Genomic DNA, 15,518 nt, shown 5'->3' with positions numbered 1-15,518 from the left:
TGGTGCCGGTCGCGGTTCCACCGGGCGGAGGGTCAGACTAGCGTCGTCCGCAGGATTTCGGCGTAGATGTCGGTCAGGGCGTGGAGGCCGGCGGTGGCGACGGCTTCGTCCTGTTTGTGCATCGTGGCGTTGAGCAGGCCGAACTCGACGACCGGGCAGAGCCGCGACAGGAAGCGCGCGTCGGACGTGCCACCGCCGGTCGACAGGACCGGATCGATACCGACGACCGTGCGGATCGCCGCGGCGACGCTGTCGACGAGCGGGCCAGGTTCGGTGAGGAATGCCTCGCCCGAGACCTTTGCGGTGAGCGTGCCGCCATGCGCGGTGACGATGTCGGTGACGCGGGCGACGAGCGCGTCGCCGCGGTGGAGGTCGTTGAAGCGGATGTTGAGGCGGGCGGACGCGTGGGCCGGGATAACGTTCGAGGCGGGGTTGCCGACGGTGATGTCGGTGACCTCCAGATTCGACGGCTGGAACCAGTCGGTCCCGTCGTCGAGCGCGAGCGCCTGGACCGCGGTTAGGATCGCGGTCAGGCGCGGGATCGGGTTGTCGGCGAGGTGCGGGTAGGCGACGTGGCCCTGCGTGCCGGCGACATCGATCCACATGTTGACCGAGCCGCGGCGGCCGATCTTGATGGTGTCGCCGAGTTGCCGTTCGGACGTAGGCTCGCCGACGAGGCAGAGGTCCGGGCGGATCCCGCGTGCCGCCATCCAGTCGATCAGCGCGACGGTGCCGTGGGTGGCGGGGCCTTCCTCGTCGCCGGTGATGATCAGGCTGATCGTGCCGCGGTGGTCGGGCGTGCGCGCGGCGGCGGCCGCGAAGGCGGCGATCGCACCCTTCATATCAACCGCGCCGCGGCCGTGGAGCAGGGCGCCGTTGATCGTGGGGACGAACGCTTCGGGTGAGGCGGGGACGACGTCGGTGTGGCCGGCGAAGGCGAAGTGTGGCGCCCCGGTGCCGCGCGTGGCGAAGAGATTGCGGACCGGGCCGTCGGGGGCTTCGCCGGCCCAGAAGGTTTCGACCGCGAAGCCGATCGATTCGAGTGCGATGGTGAGAATGTCGAGCGCGCCGGCGTCGCGCGGTGTGACGCTGGGGCAGGCGATCAGGTCTGCGGTGAGGGTGACGGGGTCGAGCATCTCGGGTTCCTGCTGGCGCACGCTGGGGGAGCGGTTGCGTCTAGGCCCCGGCCAGCGCCGGGGAACGGCTGGGTCAGCGTTCGTAGCGGTCGAGGACCCAGGGCTCTTCGTGCGCGGCGGCGATCCATTCGGCGACGTGGGGGTGGGCGAGGATCGCTTCGACGTAGCGCGCGGCGATGTCGGGGAGCGGGATGGTGTAAGTGCGGAAGCGTGTGGCGACCGGTGCAAACATCAGGTCGGCGGCGCCGTAGTCGCCGAACAGATAGTCGCCGGTGCCGCCGAAACGCGTGCGGGCGAGCGTCCAGAGGGCGACGATGCGGTCGACGTCGGCCTGCGTCGCGGGGGTGAGCGGGGCGGGGGCGTAGGTGCGGCGGACGTTCATGCCGCAATCGCGGCGCAGGTCTGGATAGCCGCTGTGCATTTCGGCGGTGATCGAGCGGGCGAGCGCGCGGGCGGAGGGGGCGGTCGGCCAGAAACGGTCGCGGCCGGTCTGCTCGGCGAGATGCTCGACGATCGCCAGGCTGTCCCAGAGCGTCACGTCGCCGTCGACCAGTGTCGGGACCTTGCCGGACAGAGCGAGCGGGCCGGTGGCGCGCGCCAAGTCCCATTCGGGCGACCACATCGGCAGGAGCGTTTCGGTGAAGGGCAGGCCGGAGAGCCGGACGGCGAGCCAGCCGCGCATAGACCAGCTGCTATAGGCGCGGTTGCCGATGATGATGTCGAGCATGGCGTAAGGTCCCCCCGGGTTCGGCCGGCTTCTGCCCCGCGACGCCGCGCAGGGCAAGGTCCGCCGACGGGCGGTCGCTCAGCCGATCGCTTCGAGGACCGCAGCGCGCAGTTCGGGGATGCCGAGGCCGGTCTCGCTGGAGGTGACCAGAATGTCGGGGTGTGCGGCGACATGCTTGCGCGCCTCCGCGATCGTAGCGGTGGTGACGGTCGCGAGGTGGCTCGCCTTGATCTTGTCAGCCTTGGTCAGGACGAGGCGGTAGGAGACGGCGGCCTTGTCGAGCATCGTCATGATCTCGCGGTCGACGTCCTTGGTGCCGTGGCGGCTGTCGATCAGCACGAGCGCGCGTTTCAGCACGACGCGGCCGCGCAGATAGTCGTTCACGAGGAAGCGCCATTTGCGGACCATGTCCTTGGGCGCCTTGGCGAAGCCGTAGCCGGGCATGTCGACCAGCCGGAAGACGAGCGGGTCGCCGACGTCGAAGAAGTTCAGTTCCTGCGTCCGGCCCGGCGTGTTGGACGTGCGGGCCAGCGCATTGCGGCCGGCAAGCGCGTTCAGGAGCGACGACTTGCCGACGTTGGAGCGGCCGGCGAAGGTCACCTCCGGCACGTCGGGGCTGGGCAGATGTTCAAGCCCGGGGGCGGACTTGAGGAAGCCGATCGGACCCGCGAACAGCTTGCGTGCAGGTTCGATCAGATGTTCGGCGGGGTTAAATTCTTCGTCGGTCATGGCGCGTCCTGGCGGGTCTGTGGCGGTTCTCGACAGGCTCGAACCGAACGGGCGAGAGGATGCCATGGTCGTCATACCGGCGCTGGGCCGGCATGACGGGGTTGGATTACTTCTTCGGCGTGCGGGCCTGCTTGATCGGGGTGGCCGGGGTCGGGGTCGGCGCGGGGGTCGCCATCGCGGCCTTCATGCCGGGGTAGCGGCTGTAGAACCAGGTCTGCTGCGCGATCGTGATCAGGTTCTGCGTGATCCAGTAGAGCAGCAGGCCGACCGCGTAGGGCGCCATGATGAACATGAACACCCAGGGCATGATCGCGAAGATCTGCGCCTGCGTCGGATCGGCGGGGGCCGGGTTGAGCTTGAACTGAAAATACTGCGTAACGCCGAGCAGGATCGGAACAATGCCGATCGCGATCAGGTGCGGCGGCGTGAAATCGAGCAGGCCGAACAGGTTGACCGGGGTCAGCGGATCGGGCGCGGCAAGATCCTTGATCCAGAGCGCGAACGGCTGGTGCCGCATCTCGATCGTCAGCATCAGCACCTTGTAGAGCGCGTAGCCGATCGGGATCTGGATCAGGATCGGCAGGCAGCCGGACAGCGGGCTGACCTTCTCGGTCTTGTACAGTTCGAGCATCTCGGACTGGAGTTTGGCCTTGTCGTCCTTGTAGCGTTCCTGAAGAATCTTCATCTTCGGCTGGATGACGCGCATGCCGGCCATCGACTTGAACTGCTTCTGCGCGATCGGGAACATCAAGATCTTGACCAGCACGGTCAGCAGGATGATCGCGACGCCGAAATTGCCGATCGCCTCGAACAGCCAGTGCAGCACGTAGAAGACCGGCTTTTCGAGGACCTCGAACCAGCCCCAGTCGATCGCGCGGCCGAAATGCGGGATGCCGAGCGACGATTCATAGCCGTCGAGCGTGCTCACTTCCTTGGCGCCCGCGAAGAAATGCTGGACGGCGCTGGTCTGCTGACCGACCGGCACGATGCGCGAGCGGTTGGTGAGCTGCGCCTGGTAACGCTGCCCCTCACCCGCGCGGAACGCAGCGTCGATCGGCGCGCGCTGGTCGGGTGCAAGCGCGGTCAGCCAGTATTTGTCGCCGAAGCCGAGCCAGCCGCCGGTCGACTGGTAGCTGACCCCGGTGGCACCAGCCTTGTCGAGTTCCGAGAAGTTCGGACCATAGTTGGTGCTGCCGTTGAACGTCGAGATCGGGCCGGTGTGCATCGTCCAGCCGTCCGGATCTTTCGATACGCCGTTGCGGCTGACCAACGCATAGGGTTGCACCGCAACGGGGCCGGCGCCGGCATTGGCGACGGTCTGCGTCACCGTGAACATGTAGTTGGGATCGACAGCGAACCGAAGCCGGTAGATCTGGCCCTGACCGTTCGCCCAGCTGAGCGTGACCGGGCTGTTCGGCGCGAGCAGCGTGCGGTCTGCGGTCCAGACGGTGTCGGCGCTCGGGATGGCGGCACCCTCGCCCGTCCAGCCGAAGCCCGCGAAATAGGCGTCGGCGGTACCGGCGGGCGACAGCAGGCGGACGGGCGGTGCGTTCTTCGCGATGGTTTCGCCGTAGGCGGTAAGCGTCAGATCGTCGATCCGGCCGCCGCGCAGGTTGATCGAGCCGTTGAGCTTCGGCGTTTTGATTTGAACGCGAGGAGCCTCGCCCAGCACGACGGCGCGGTCGCGGATCGCGACGGGCGTGTCGGGGGCGGCCTCGGGCTTGGGCAGCGCGACCTGCTTGCCGTCGACGATCTGCGTCGAGGGCGGGGCCGCCGTCGGCAGGAAGCGGTTGGAGATCGCGCTCCAGCCGAACAGCACGAGCGCGGACAGCACGATCGCGAGGATCAGGTTGCGATTATCGCTATTCAACGGAAATCACCCCAAAATCTCATGGAACGGGATCGGCACCGCACCCACCCCAGGGGTGGCAGCGCAGCAATCGACGGGCAGCCAGCCAGCCACCCTTCGCCGCCCCATAGCGCGACAATGCCTCGATCGCATAGGACGAACAGCTGGGCGAGTAGCGACAGGTTGGCGGAATGAGGCGGGAGGGGCCGATCTGCCACAGGCGAGCCACCAGGATCAGCCCGCGGGCGATCATTTCTGCGCTGCTCGGGTGACCTTGGTGAGGGCCTTTTCCAGGTCGCGCGTCATGTCGGCGAACGATCGTTCGATCCCGCCGCCGCGGCCGATCAGGACATGGTCCGCCCCCGCCACACCCGATTCGGGCAAGGCGGCACGCGCCAAGGCGCGCAATCGCCGTTTCATGCGGTTGCGGACGACGGCGTTGCCGACTTTCTTGGTGACGGTGTAACCCACACGAATCGCCGGATCGGCGTCACCGCGCTGACGGAGCTGGAGGATGAAGCCGGGCATCGGAGCCCGGATCCCGCCATTTGCCGCGACGAAATCCGCGCGGCGGGTGAGCGTGGCGACCACCGGCCGCCCCGCCTTGTCCGTCGTTAGGCCGACAGGACCTTGCGACCGCGGGCGCGACGCGCCGCCAGGATCTTGCGGCCGCCCGGCGTCGCCGACCGCGTGCGGAAGCCGTGACGGCGGGCACGAACGAGGTTCGACGGCTGGAAAGTGCGCTTCATCGGTCATTCCTTGGGGCTTTAACGGCAAAAGGCCGCACGACGGGCGTGCGACCGGAATGGCGGTGCGATTAGGCAAAGGCCGCCGCGGAGTCAAGGATGCCGCCGCGGTGCCCCGCCAGCGCGGATCATTTCCGCTACGTCATCCTTCGCTGAAGTCCAGCAATGAACGAGACATAATCGGATGCGATATGGCCGGTCATGACCATGAACACCAAGACGCCATCCGAAACCAGGGAGCCAGCAGGCATGCGCGACACCGGATATGCATGGCTGGATGCGGGGCTGCGGATCGTCGCGTTCCTCATGATCGCGGGCGCGGGCCTGATGCAGGCCAAGACCGAAGGCGGGTCGCGTCGGTGAGGCGGTGCCGCAGCTGGCGCAGATCGGCAGCGGGTTGAAGGCGGTGATCGCTACTCTGGTGAGCTAAACCCGGGAAATCGCTCGACTTCCCCGCGCGGCCCCCCGATAGCCCGGGACGGGGGAGAAGTGCATGGTCGCGCATGTTTCGACGGTTGCGTATCTCGGGCTGGAGGCGCGCGCGGTCGAGGTGCAGGTGCAGCTGGCACCGGGCCTGCCCGCCTTTGCCGTCGTGGGGCTCGCCGACAAGGCCGTGGCGGAAAGCCGCGAGCGGGTGCGCGCCGCGCTGACCGCGATCGGGCTGGCGTTGCCGCCCAAGCGGATCACGGTGAACCTGTCGCCCGCCGACCTGCCCAAGGAAGGATCGCATTACGACCTGCCGATCGCGCTGGGGCTGCTCGGCGCGATGGGGGTGATCGATGCCGAGACGTTGGCCTCCTATGTGGTGGTCGGAGAACTGGGGCTGGACGGGCGCGTGTCGGGGACACCGGGCGTGCTGCTGGCGGCGCTGCATGCGTCGGAGCGTGGGCTGGGGCTGGTGTGTCCCGCGTCGCAGGGGCCCGAGGCGGCGTGGGCCGGGTCGATCGAGGTGGTCGGTGCGCCGGGGCTGCTCGCGCTGCTCAATCATTTCAAAGGCACCGCGCCGTTGCCCGCGCCGCTGCCCGGTGCGGTCGAGAGCGGCCATGACGGCCCCGACCTGCGCCAGGTGAAGGGACAGGAGACCGCCAAGCGCGCGCTGGAGATTGCGGCGGCGGGTGGTCACAACATGATCATGGCGGGGCCGCCGGGGGCGGGAAAGTCGCTGATGGCGGCGTGTCTTCCGGGCATCCTGCCGGACCTGACGCCGTCGGAGGCGCTGGAGGTGTCGATGGTGGCTTCGGTCGCCGGGCTGCTGCAGGACGGGCGGTTGATCCGGCGGCGGCCGTACCGTGCGCCGCATCATAGTGCGTCGATGGCGGCGCTGGTCGGCGGCGGGCTGAAGGTGCGGCCGGGCGAGGTGTCGCTGGCGCATCTCGGCGTACTGTTCCTCGACGAGCTGCCCGAGTTCCAGCGCGCGGTGCTCGATTCGTTGAGGCAGCCGCTGGAGACGGGGAAGGTGTCCGTCGCGCGGGCCAATGCGCATGTGACGTTTCCGGCGCGGGTGCAGCTGGTCGCGGCGATGAATCCGTGCCGGTGCGGGCATCTGGGCGACCCGGCGCTGGCGTGTGCGCGGGCGCCGCGGTGTGCTGCGGACTATCAGTCGAAGCTTTCGGGACCGCTGCTGGATCGGATCGATCTGCATGTCGAGGTCGGCGCGGTGACCGCGGCGGACCTCGTGCTGCCACCGCCGGCCGAGGGGTCCGTGCAGGTCGCGGCGCGCGTGGCGGCGGCGCGCGATGTGCAGACCGCGCGCTACGCGGGTGAGGGCGTGCGGACCAATGCGGAGGCGGACGGCGCGCTGCTCGACCGCGTGGCGACGCCCGACGAGGCGGGGCGGCAGCTGCTGGCCAAGGCGGCGGAGGCGATGCGGCTGTCGGCGCGCGGCTATCACCGTGTGCTGCGCGTGGCGCGGACGATCGCTGATCTGGGCGGACATGACGGGATCAGCCGGGTGCATGTGGCGGAGGCGCTGAGCTATCGCCGCAGGACGCCGACGAACTAGATGGTCAGGTGCGACCGCGGACGATCGGCCATGCCGAGCATGAGCGCCGAAATCGGTCGGGCTGACCGGAAGCGTCGCATGATCGGTGCGTGCCTGGCGGTTGCCGTCGTCCTGCTGATCGTCGTCGGGTTGTGGCAGATCGGCAAGGCGCGGTGCTTCGTCCTGGTGGGCGATGTCGTGTGCCATGTCGCCACGGAGAGGCCGTATGTCGCGCTGACGTTCGACGACGGTCCGACGACCTATGGCGTCGACGCGATCCTGCCGGTGCTGGCCGAGCATCGTGCGCGGGCAACATTCTTTCTGATCGGGGCCGAGATGGAGAAGCGCCTGGCGCTTGTCCGGCGTATCGTCCGATCCGGGCACGAGATCGGCAACCACAGTTTCGATCATCGCCTGATGATCCGCCGTTCGATGGGTTATTATCGCGATCAGATCACGCGGACGGACGATCTGATCCGCCGGGCCGGCGGAACACCGGGGCTATTCAGGCCGCCCAACGGCAAGAAGCTGATCGGACTGCCGCTGGTCCTGCGAGAGCAGCATCACGAGCTGATTATGTGGAATGTCGAGGACCCGCGGACGAACGATCCCGCGGTCTTCACCCGTCAGATCGTGAACGAGGCGAGGCCCGGTTCGATCATCCTCGTCCATGCGATGTACCGCGCCAACGGGACGGCGCGGGCCGCGCTGCCGGCGATCCTAGATGGTCTGGAGGCAAAGGGCCTTCGCGTCGTGACGGTAAGCGAGTTGATTGCGGCACGAGAAGTGGGCGAACGCTAGCCCGCCCGGGTGGAGGGTTTCGATCCGCTCAGGTGCAAATCACCCGGCATGCGGTAGTTGCGATCCGAGGGCGGCTTTGTTAGGCAGCGGTCGCGTGCCCCTGTGGTGAAATTGGTAGACGCGCTCGACTCAAAATCGAGTTCCGCAAGGAGTGCTGGTTCGACCCCGGCCAGGGGCACCAATTTCCATGATGATCCCGGGCCGGAGCGGACCGCGTAGTCAGCGGCTGCCGTGGTTGGCCGGGTCGCCGTCCTTGAACTTGTCGGGCGCGTGGCGCTGTTCCAGATTCTGGCTGCCGTTGACGCTGTCGTCATCGGGGTCCCGCGGCATGTGCGCCTCGCCGGTGATCGATGCGCCGCCGTCGGCGCCCTTGGTGGCCGGTTCCTTGAGCGGATCCGGGGTCGGCTGGAGCGGGGTGGTCATGTTGCGTCTCCTATTTGATACATTGGGAACGCGGGGGAGGGCGGTTCGGTCCGCCCGCGTGCCCTAGGGGCGCGCTCTGCAGCGCCGTGCGCTCCCCCGGGGCGAAGGGACGAACCGTTCGGCGCATCGGCGCGTGACAGCCGGGCCTGCGTCCGCATAGGAGCGGATGGTCGGTGGAGACGAAGTTCGCATGAAGACGTGGCAGCTACTGGCGGATCGAACGGCGGTGCTGTTCCTGGGTGTGGCGGCAGGGACCGCGATCGGGTTCGCCTTTGCCGGCGGCCGCGAGCCTGCCCCCGTCGTGCCGCCGCTGGTGCCGCAGGCGCTGGCCCCGCCGCCGCCGGTCACGCCGGCCGGGCCGCAGCCGGAGACGGTCGAGGCCGATCCGGCGGCGCCGGGGACGGAGCCTGTCTCGATTTCACCGGACGCGCCGTCCGTGCCGGGTGCGCCCGAGGTGCCGCCGGCGGTCGCGTCCGTCCCCGACAGCGCGATCGCGCTGCCGCCGTCGCTGGCGCGGACGGTGGCGGAGGGGCGGCCGGTGCGGGTCGGTGTGTATGGCGACAGTTTCGGCGACGGTGTCTGGTCCGGCCTGGCGCGCGAACTGCCGAAGAAGCGCGGCTACATCGTCACGAAATACAGCCGGCAGGCGACGGGCTTCACGCGGTATAAGAGCCTGAACCTGGAGAGCCACACCGCGCAGCAGGTGGCGAGCGACCCGGTCGATATCGCGGTCGTGAGTTATGGCGCGAACGATACGCAGGGCGTGATCGCCGACGGGCATCTTGCGAAGTACATGTCGCCGGCGTGGCAGGGGCTGATCGCCCGGCGTGCGGCGGGGCTGGTCCGCGAGCTGCGCAACAGTGGTGCGACGGTGTACTGGGTCGGCCTGCCGCGGATGCGCAAGCCGGCGTTCGATGCGGACATCACTGCGATGAACGCATTCTATGCGCGGCTGATGTCGGAGCTGGGCGTGCCGTTCATCGATACGCGGCCGATGTCGAGCGGGCCGGACGGGTTCTCGGCCTATCTGCCGGATTCAAGCGGGAAGCCGGTGCTGATGCGGGCGGACGACGGGGTGCATATGTCGATGAACGGTTATGTCCGCATCACGCGCGGACTGGCGCAGCGGATCGATGCGCTGGTCGCGGCGGCGCGGGCGCGGGCGGGCCTGCCCCTGGCCGGGAGCGGTGTGCCGCCGCGTCCCGTGGAACCGGCGCGGTTCGACATGGGGGCGCCGCGATGAGGGTGCGGATCGCGATCGCCGTGGCCGGGATGCTGGTGTCGGCACCCGCCCTGGCGGCACCGTGCAACGGTAATCTGTGCAACGCGGACGAGCTGGCCCCGGTGTTCGCCAAACTGGCCGCGGCCAAGACACGCGGCACGCGGCCGGTGCATATCCTGCAGATCGGCGACAGCCATACGGCGGGCGATGCGATCACCGGCGCGTGGCGCGACCTGTTGCAGGCGCGGTACGGCGGCGGCGGGCGCGGCGTGCTCGCGGCGGGGCGGCCCTATGCCGGGTATCTGACGCGCGGGGTGACCGCGACGATGTCGTCCGGCTGGCGCGTGAACGGGACGTTCGGGTCGGGATCCGCGCAGCCGCGGCCGGCGATCGGCGTGGCGGGGTTCAGCATGACGAGCACGACGCCGGGCGCGTCGATGTCGCTGACGTCGGACGGCGCGCAGAGTTTCGACCGGTTCGTGCTGTGCGCGATCGCGCGGCCGGGGGCGGGCGCGCTGATGGTGCGGATCGGGGCGGCGGAGAGCCGGTTCGATCTCGATTCCAATACCGAGCGGCCGCAGTGCCGGACCTTCGCGCTCGATCGTCCGAACCCGTCCGTCACGGTGACCGCGGACGGCGCGCCGGTGACGATCACGTCGTGGGGCACGTTCCGCGACAATGGCGGCGTGGTGCTGTCCAACGTCGGCGTGGTGGGATCGCAGCTGATCCATTTCTCGCGCACCGACGATGCGGTGCTGAAGGAGGAATTCCGCAGTTATCGGCCGGACATGATCGTGCTGGCCTACGGCACCAACGAGGGGTTTTCGCCGAGCGTGAGCGCGTTCGGATATGAGACGACGTTGCGCAGCGCGATCGGGCGGTTGCGGCGGCTGGCGGGGAATGTGCCCATTCTGATGCTGGGTGCGCCCGATGCGGCCAGTCGCCAGCCGGCGCTGCTGAACAATGCGCCGGGCGGGGCGGTGTCGTGCAGCGTGCCGGCGGTGCGGGTGACGACCGCGGTTCCCGTCGTGGTGCCGGCGGTGGTGGCGCCGTCGGCGGCGGGGCAGGACATGGATGCGACGATCGCGGCGCTGGCCGCGCAGTCGGGCAGTAGCGCGCCGGTGGTGGTGCCGGTGGCGGCGACCACGACGACGACGGTGAAGCCGGCGGTGTCCGGGCTGTTCGTGCCGCCGGGGATGCGCGCGGTGCGCGATATCCAGCGGCGGATTGCGGGTGAGCTGGGACTGGCATTCTGGGACTGGGGCGCGCGGATGGGCGGGCCGTGTTCGTCGACGCAGTGGGTGCGTGGCACGCCGTCGCGGATGCGCGGGGATTATGTCCATTTCAATTCGCTCGGCGGGCGGGACATTGCCGGGCGGTTGCAGGCGGATCTGGATGCGGCTGGGATGCCGCGGTGAGTCTGGTCTTCGTGAGTGATCTTGCGGTTTGGCTTGAGGTTGCACCCGCCCCCCAGCCCCCTCCCTTGAAAGGGAGGGGGGGCGCTTAGTCATGCTGTTTCCCACGCTCACATTCGGGTTGTTCTTCCTCGTCACCTTTTGCGTGGTGTGGGTGGCGTCGCGGTCGAACGAGTGGCGCAAGATCCTGCTGCTGCTGGCGAGCTGGGTGTTCTACGGCGCGTGGGACTGGCGGTTCGTCGCGCTGCTGATCCTGTCGGCGGTGCTGAACTGGGGTGCGGCACGGCTGATATCGGACAGCGCGGATGCGGTGATGCGCAAGCGCGTGATGATCGCGGGGGTGGTCGGCAACCTGGCGATCCTGGGGTTCTTCAAATATTACGGGTTCTTCCTGGAACAGGTGGGCGACGTGCTGGCCGCGGCGGGGTTCGCGCGCGACCTGCCGCTGGTGCAGATCATCCTGCCGGTCGGCGTGTCGTTTTTCACGTTCCAGGGGATGAGTTACCTGATCGACGTGTACAAGCGGCGCGTGCCGGCGGCGTCGCTGCTCGACATCACGTTCCTCATGTCGTTCTTCCCGCACCTGGTGGCCGGACCCATCGTGCGCGCGGCGGACCTGGTGCCGCAGTTGCAGACGACGCCGCGGCTGAACCGCGGGATGGTGGCGTCGGCGCTGCTGCTGATCGTGTGGGGGCTGTTCAAGAAAGCGGTGATCGCGTCCGAACTGGCGACGCAGTTCGTCGACCCGGTGTTCGCCGATATCGCGGGCCATTCCGGCATCGACCTGATGCTGGCGGCGTACGGCTATGCGGTGCAGATCTATTGCGATTTTTCGGCCTATTCCGACATGGCGATCGGGATCGCGGCGCTGTTCGGATACCGTTTTCCACGCAATTTCGACCAGCCGTACCGTGCGGCGTCGTTGCAGGAATTCTGGCGGCGCTGGCACATCAGCCTGTCGAGCTGGCTGCGCGACTATCTCTATATCGACGCGCTGGGCGGCAATCGCGGGGGTGTCTGGTACATCTGCCGCAATCTGATGATCACGATGCTGCTCGGCGGGTTGTGGCACGGCGCCAAGTGGACGTTCCTGATCTGGGGCGGGCTGCACGGCGGCGTGCTGGCGATCGAGCGGTTGTGGCGCGAGTTCCGCCCCGCGGGCTGGCCGGTGCTACCGCGCTGGATGGGGGTGCTGATCACCTTCCATATTGTCGTGCTCGGCTGGATCTTCTTCCGTGCGCCGAGTTTCGGCGATGCGATCGCGTATCTGCACGGGATCGGCGCGAACGGGCTGGGTGGTTTCACCGCGACGCCTTTGCAGCTGGCGCTGATCCTGTTCGGGCTGGCGATCCATGCAGCACCGCCGCGGCTGCTGCCGGGGATTGCGCTGCGCATCCGGGCGTGGCCGGCGCCGGTGCTGGGCGTCGCGACCGGGGTGGCGATCCTGCTGATCGATGCGATGCGTTTCGAAGGGGTCGCGCCCTTCATCTATTACCAGTTCTGACGGGAGCGGCGCGGTGAGCGAACGGAGCGGGAGCACGCGGGCGGAGGCGCCGTCGCCGGTCGACCTGGCCAGCGATGCGGAGGACGATGCGCGGCCGGCACTGGGCTGGGCGGCGGGATCGATCCTGGTGGCGAGCGTGTTCCTGCTGCTGACCAATGCGCAGGCGCTGAACGGCTGGGCCGCCGAACAAGAGCCGAGCGAGACGATGGTACGGGTGACGGGTGCCACCGAGGGCTGGCTGGCCGCGACCGAGCGGACGCGGAGTGCGGCGCCGCGGGCCTGGTTGCACGGGGTGTGGAAGCGGGCGCAGGCGGCGCGGTTTGCCGGGCCGGCGCCGGCCGAGGGGGATTGAATTGGGGGCTGGCCGCGTGGCCGTCGCGGTTGCGCGGGTGGTGCTGTTGCCCCCACCCCAACCCCTGAACGGGAGGGGCTTAGTTCGAGATTACCGGTAGAAGACGTGGTCGCCGAGCGAAGCGACGCGGGTGCGGCTCCTGAAGAAATTGGTGGGGGCGGCGTAGGCGGCGCGGAAGAAGAGCGCGCCGGGGACGACGTCCTGTGCCTTGCCCGACATCGCTTCGTAGGCGACCGAGACGGCGGCTTCCCACTGCGCGGTGCCGCGGTTGGGGTGGTAGCGGGTCGTGTCGAAATACTGGTTCCGCTGATGCACCACGCCGCAGACGGTGCGGGCGAAGCGACCGGAGTCCTTGCGGTTCAGGATGGTCTGCGCGACGGCGAGCTGACCTTCGCGCGACTGGTTGCCGGCTTCGTGATGCACGACCTTGGCCATGCAGAGCGTTTCGGCGTCGAGGGTGGCGGTTTCTTCCGGCGTGTCCTGATCGGCATTGTCATCGCTGGCGTGGTCGGCGGCCAGGGTGCGGATCGGTTCGGCGAAGGTCTTTGCGGCAATCTGGCGGAAGCGGAGGACGTTCATCTGCGCCTGGGTGGGTGCGGCAGGGGCGAGCAGCATGGCGACCGCTGGCTGAGCCCAGGATGCCGGTGTTTCCGCCGCGGACGTCATCGACGCGGGGATCAACACGGCGGCGGACATCAGCACGAGGCTGGAAACCGCAAACACCTGGGATCGACGAACAGAAACCACTCAACACTCCGGCAAATGCGCAAACGCTGCCCCGGACCCGAAACAAAAACGGGGGGTCCGATTGACGTTCACGTCTTGTCGTTGGAAACCGGAAGCGCGCCCGCGCAGCAATCCGGTACGACCGTTGAAATCCCCATTCCCGTTCGGAACCTTTTCGTCAAAGGTGCAACGACGAGTTGTGGGCTGGACAGGCCAACCGGATTCGTCGTGAAACCCGCGTGGAACCTTTGCGAGGCTGGATTCTTGGCCTTCCGTGCCGGGTTTGCGAACATTTTGTGACGGTTTCGACAGGGTGCGCAAAAGGGAGACGGCAGATGGACGCAAACGACGGACATGGGCCAGACGGCGATGCGCAGCCCGTGTCGCTGGCAGGTGATTCGGTCGTCGCCGGGTCCGCTCCAGCGGTGCCGCCGCTCCCCGATGTCGTGCCGGTAACGGACGGCGACGACACGCCGATGTCGGATGCCGCGGTCGATTTCGTGGCGGAGGCATTCCGCCGCGACCGGTTGCTCGCCGCACTGACGCTGATCGCCGGGGCCGGGTTCGTGCTGGCGGTGCCGTTCGCGCTGATGGCGGGGGCGGAGTTCTTCCTGCCGATCACCGGCGCGCTGGTCATCGCGATCGCGCTGGTGCCGAGTCTCGAATGGCTGGAACGGCGCGGCGTGCCGTCGGCGGCGGCCGCGCTGACGTGCGTGCTGATGTTCCTGATCGTCGCCAACGTGGCGATCGCGTCGATCGTGGTGCCGGCGACGGGCTGGTTCTCGCTGCTGCCCGACCGGATCGGGCGGATCCGCCAGAATTTGAAACCGGTGATCGAGCTGTATGCCAGCCTGGACAAGTTCATCGCGCAGACGATGAAGCTGGTGCAGCGTACGCCCACGACCGGCGGATCGCGGACGGTGGTGGCGCAGTCGCCGCCCAATTCGCTGCTCGACCTGCTGACGTCGTCGGCGCCGCACGCGTTGATCCAGATGTTCTTCGCAATCCTGGTGATCTTCTTCTTCCTGTCGGGCTGGACCAACCTGCGCCGCCGGACGATCAGCAACCGCGGCAGTTTTTCGAGCGCGATGGCGACCGCGCGCGTGATCCAGGACATGGTGAACGCGACGTCGGCCTATCTCGGCACGATCACGATCATCAACGTGACGCTGGGCGCGGCGGTGGCGATCGGCCTGTCGATCATCAGCATGCCGACTCCGCTGATGTGGGGCGGGCTGGTCGCGCTGTTGAACTACATTCCGTATCTCGGGCCGATCCTGGCGGCGCTGTTGCTGGCGGTGGGCGGGCTGATGACGTTTTCGGACGCGTGGTACGCGCTGCTGCCCGCGGCGATCTTCGTCGGCATGCATGTGGTGGAGGCCAATGCGATCACGCCGATGCTGGTCGGGCGCAAGCTGACGATCAATCCGCTGCTGATCCTGGTGGCGCTCAGTTTCTGGGGCTGGGTGTGGGGAACGGTGGGCGCGCTGCTGGCCGTGCCGCTGCTGATCATCCTCAAGACGATCCTGGATGCGGCGGGGAAACCGGACATCGCCGGTTTCCTGTTCGAGGAGGGGACGTTGACCGGCACGGCGCCCGAGTGAGGGGCTTGTCACGATAACGTCATTACCGGAGCGAATTGCGGTTGACGCATCCTGCGACCGCCGGTAGTTGCCCCCCCACGCTTCAAGCGGGTGTAGCTCAGTTGGTTAGAGTGCCGGCCTGTCACGCCGGAGGTCGCGGGTTCGAGCCCCGTCACTCGCGCCATTCCCTGACGGGAATGGCGCGTATCCCTTCCCCGGGTAGGGGGTCATCTTACATCGTCAGGGTGTCGCTGTTGCGGATGTGTGCTCGCCGCACGTGCGTCGTCGTGTGGCACGTTTGGACGTCAGTCTGGCTCAGGCTGG

Annotated in this window: 16 protein-coding genes and 2 tRNA genes; 9 read left to right on the top strand and 9 right to left on the bottom strand. The window is 68.1% G+C overall.

Going from position 1 to position 15,518, the window contains the following annotated elements:
- Nucleotides 1-32: 32 nt before the first annotated feature.
- From dapE to rpmH, 7 genes are all read right to left on the bottom strand, one after another.
- Entirely contained in the window at nucleotides 33-1,136 is a 1,104-nt protein-coding gene (gene dapE / locus IEX50_RS12575; protein WP_157176428.1) for a succinyl-diaminopimelate desuccinylase, read from the bottom strand.
- 73 nt (nucleotides 1,137-1,209) lie between these two features.
- Nucleotides 1,210-1,863 (bottom strand): glutathione S-transferase, encoded by a 654-nt coding sequence (locus tag IEX50_RS12570; protein ID WP_157176429.1) that lies wholly within the window; start codon nucleotides 1,861-1,863, stop codon nucleotides 1,210-1,212.
- 78 nt (nucleotides 1,864-1,941) lie between these two features.
- On the bottom strand, nucleotides 1,942-2,592 hold the full coding sequence (gene yihA, locus IEX50_RS12565) for a ribosome biogenesis GTP-binding protein YihA/YsxC (protein ID WP_157176430.1): 651 nt from the start codon (nucleotides 2,590-2,592) through the stop codon (nucleotides 1,942-1,944).
- A gap of 106 nt (nucleotides 2,593-2,698) precedes the next feature.
- A complete protein-coding gene (yidC, locus tag IEX50_RS12560) occupies nucleotides 2,699-4,462 on the bottom strand; it encodes a membrane protein insertase YidC (protein WP_157176431.1) in 1,764 nt (587 codons plus the stop codon).
- A 19-nt stretch (nucleotides 4,463-4,481) separates the two neighbouring features.
- Nucleotides 4,482-4,694, bottom strand: a complete 213-nt coding sequence (yidD, locus tag IEX50_RS12555; RefSeq protein WP_157176432.1) for a membrane protein insertion efficiency factor YidD — start codon at nucleotides 4,692-4,694, stop codon at nucleotides 4,482-4,484.
- A complete protein-coding gene (gene rnpA / locus IEX50_RS12550; protein ID WP_157176433.1) occupies nucleotides 4,691-5,032 on the bottom strand; it encodes a ribonuclease P protein component in 342 nt (113 codons plus the stop codon). The genes yidD and rnpA overlap by 4 nt, the downstream gene beginning before the upstream one ends.
- Before the next feature lie 23 nt (nucleotides 5,033-5,055).
- A complete protein-coding gene (gene rpmH, locus IEX50_RS12545; RefSeq protein WP_076071284.1) occupies nucleotides 5,056-5,190 on the bottom strand; it encodes a 50S ribosomal protein L34 in 135 nt (44 codons plus the stop codon).
- Nucleotides 5,191-5,680: 490 nt separating this feature from the next.
- Here rpmH and IEX50_RS12540 point away from each other — a divergent pair, with 490 nt between their 5' ends.
- The 3 genes from IEX50_RS12540 to IEX50_RS12530 all read left to right on the top strand — a co-directional run bounded on the left by IEX50_RS12540 (nucleotide 5,681) and on the right by IEX50_RS12530 (nucleotide 8,150).
- The gene (locus IEX50_RS12540) at nucleotides 5,681-7,189 is read left to right on the top strand and encodes a YifB family Mg chelatase-like AAA ATPase (protein ID WP_157176434.1); all 1,509 of its coding nucleotides are present in this window, start codon (nucleotides 5,681-5,683) and stop codon (nucleotides 7,187-7,189) included.
- Nucleotides 7,190-7,267: 78 nt separating this feature from the next.
- Nucleotides 7,268-7,969, top strand: coding sequence for a polysaccharide deacetylase family protein (locus tag IEX50_RS12535; protein WP_157176435.1), 702 nt, complete (start codon nucleotides 7,268-7,270; stop codon nucleotides 7,967-7,969).
- A gap of 96 nt (nucleotides 7,970-8,065) precedes the next feature.
- Nucleotides 8,066-8,150 (top strand) — tRNA-Leu (locus tag IEX50_RS12530).
- A gap of 38 nt (nucleotides 8,151-8,188) precedes the next feature.
- Here IEX50_RS12530 and IEX50_RS12525 read toward each other — a convergent pair.
- Nucleotides 8,189-8,392 carry a hypothetical protein gene (locus IEX50_RS12525; RefSeq protein ID WP_157176436.1) on the bottom strand — a complete coding sequence of 68 codons (204 nt, stop codon included), beginning with the start codon at nucleotides 8,390-8,392 and terminating at the stop codon, nucleotides 8,189-8,191.
- Nucleotides 8,393-8,582: 190 nt separating this feature from the next.
- On the opposite strand from IEX50_RS12525, the gene IEX50_RS12520 reads away from it, so the two are divergent.
- The 4 genes from IEX50_RS12520 to IEX50_RS12505 all read left to right on the top strand — a co-directional run bounded on the left by IEX50_RS12520 (nucleotide 8,583) and on the right by IEX50_RS12505 (nucleotide 12,885).
- A complete protein-coding gene (locus IEX50_RS12520) occupies nucleotides 8,583-9,635 on the top strand; it encodes an SGNH/GDSL hydrolase family protein (protein ID WP_157176437.1) in 1,053 nt (350 codons plus the stop codon).
- Nucleotides 9,632-11,032, top strand: coding sequence for an SGNH/GDSL hydrolase family protein (locus IEX50_RS12515; RefSeq protein ID WP_184075263.1), 1,401 nt, complete (start codon nucleotides 9,632-9,634; stop codon nucleotides 11,030-11,032). Before IEX50_RS12520 ends, IEX50_RS12515 begins: the two co-directional genes overlap by 4 nt.
- 91 nt (nucleotides 11,033-11,123) lie before the next feature.
- Nucleotides 11,124-12,533: an MBOAT family O-acyltransferase gene (locus IEX50_RS12510; protein WP_157176438.1), complete on the top strand. Its 1,410-nt coding sequence runs from the start codon at nucleotides 11,124-11,126 to the stop codon at nucleotides 12,531-12,533.
- Between the two features lie 13 nt (nucleotides 12,534-12,546).
- Entirely contained in the window at nucleotides 12,547-12,885 is a 339-nt protein-coding gene (locus tag IEX50_RS12505) for a hypothetical protein (protein WP_157176439.1), read from the top strand.
- A 90-nt stretch (nucleotides 12,886-12,975) separates the two neighbouring features.
- Here IEX50_RS12505 and IEX50_RS12500 read toward each other — a convergent pair whose 3' ends face one another.
- Complete coding sequence (locus tag IEX50_RS12500; protein ID WP_229673982.1) at nucleotides 12,976-13,608, bottom strand: cell wall hydrolase; 633 nt, start codon at nucleotides 13,606-13,608, stop codon at nucleotides 12,976-12,978.
- A gap of 479 nt (nucleotides 13,609-14,087) precedes the next feature.
- Here IEX50_RS12500 and IEX50_RS12495 point away from each other — a divergent pair, with 479 nt between their 5' ends.
- Together IEX50_RS12495 and IEX50_RS12490 are read left to right on the top strand one after the other, a co-directional pair.
- Complete coding sequence (locus tag IEX50_RS12495) at nucleotides 14,088-15,215, top strand: AI-2E family transporter (RefSeq protein ID WP_157176532.1); 1,128 nt, start codon at nucleotides 14,088-14,090, stop codon at nucleotides 15,213-15,215.
- 86 nt (nucleotides 15,216-15,301) lie between these two features.
- Nucleotides 15,302-15,378: transfer RNA gene (locus IEX50_RS12490), tRNA-Asp, on the top strand.
- Nucleotides 15,379-15,518: the final 140 nt, after the last annotated feature.

It is taken from the genome of Sphingomonas prati (genome assembly GCF_014643515.1).
In the GTDB taxonomy this organism is placed as follows: Bacteria; Pseudomonadota; Alphaproteobacteria; order Sphingomonadales; family Sphingomonadaceae; genus Sphingomonas_R; species Sphingomonas_R prati.
Note: the sequence above shows the minus strand (reverse complement) of the source record. Positions and strands in the feature narration are given on the sequence as shown.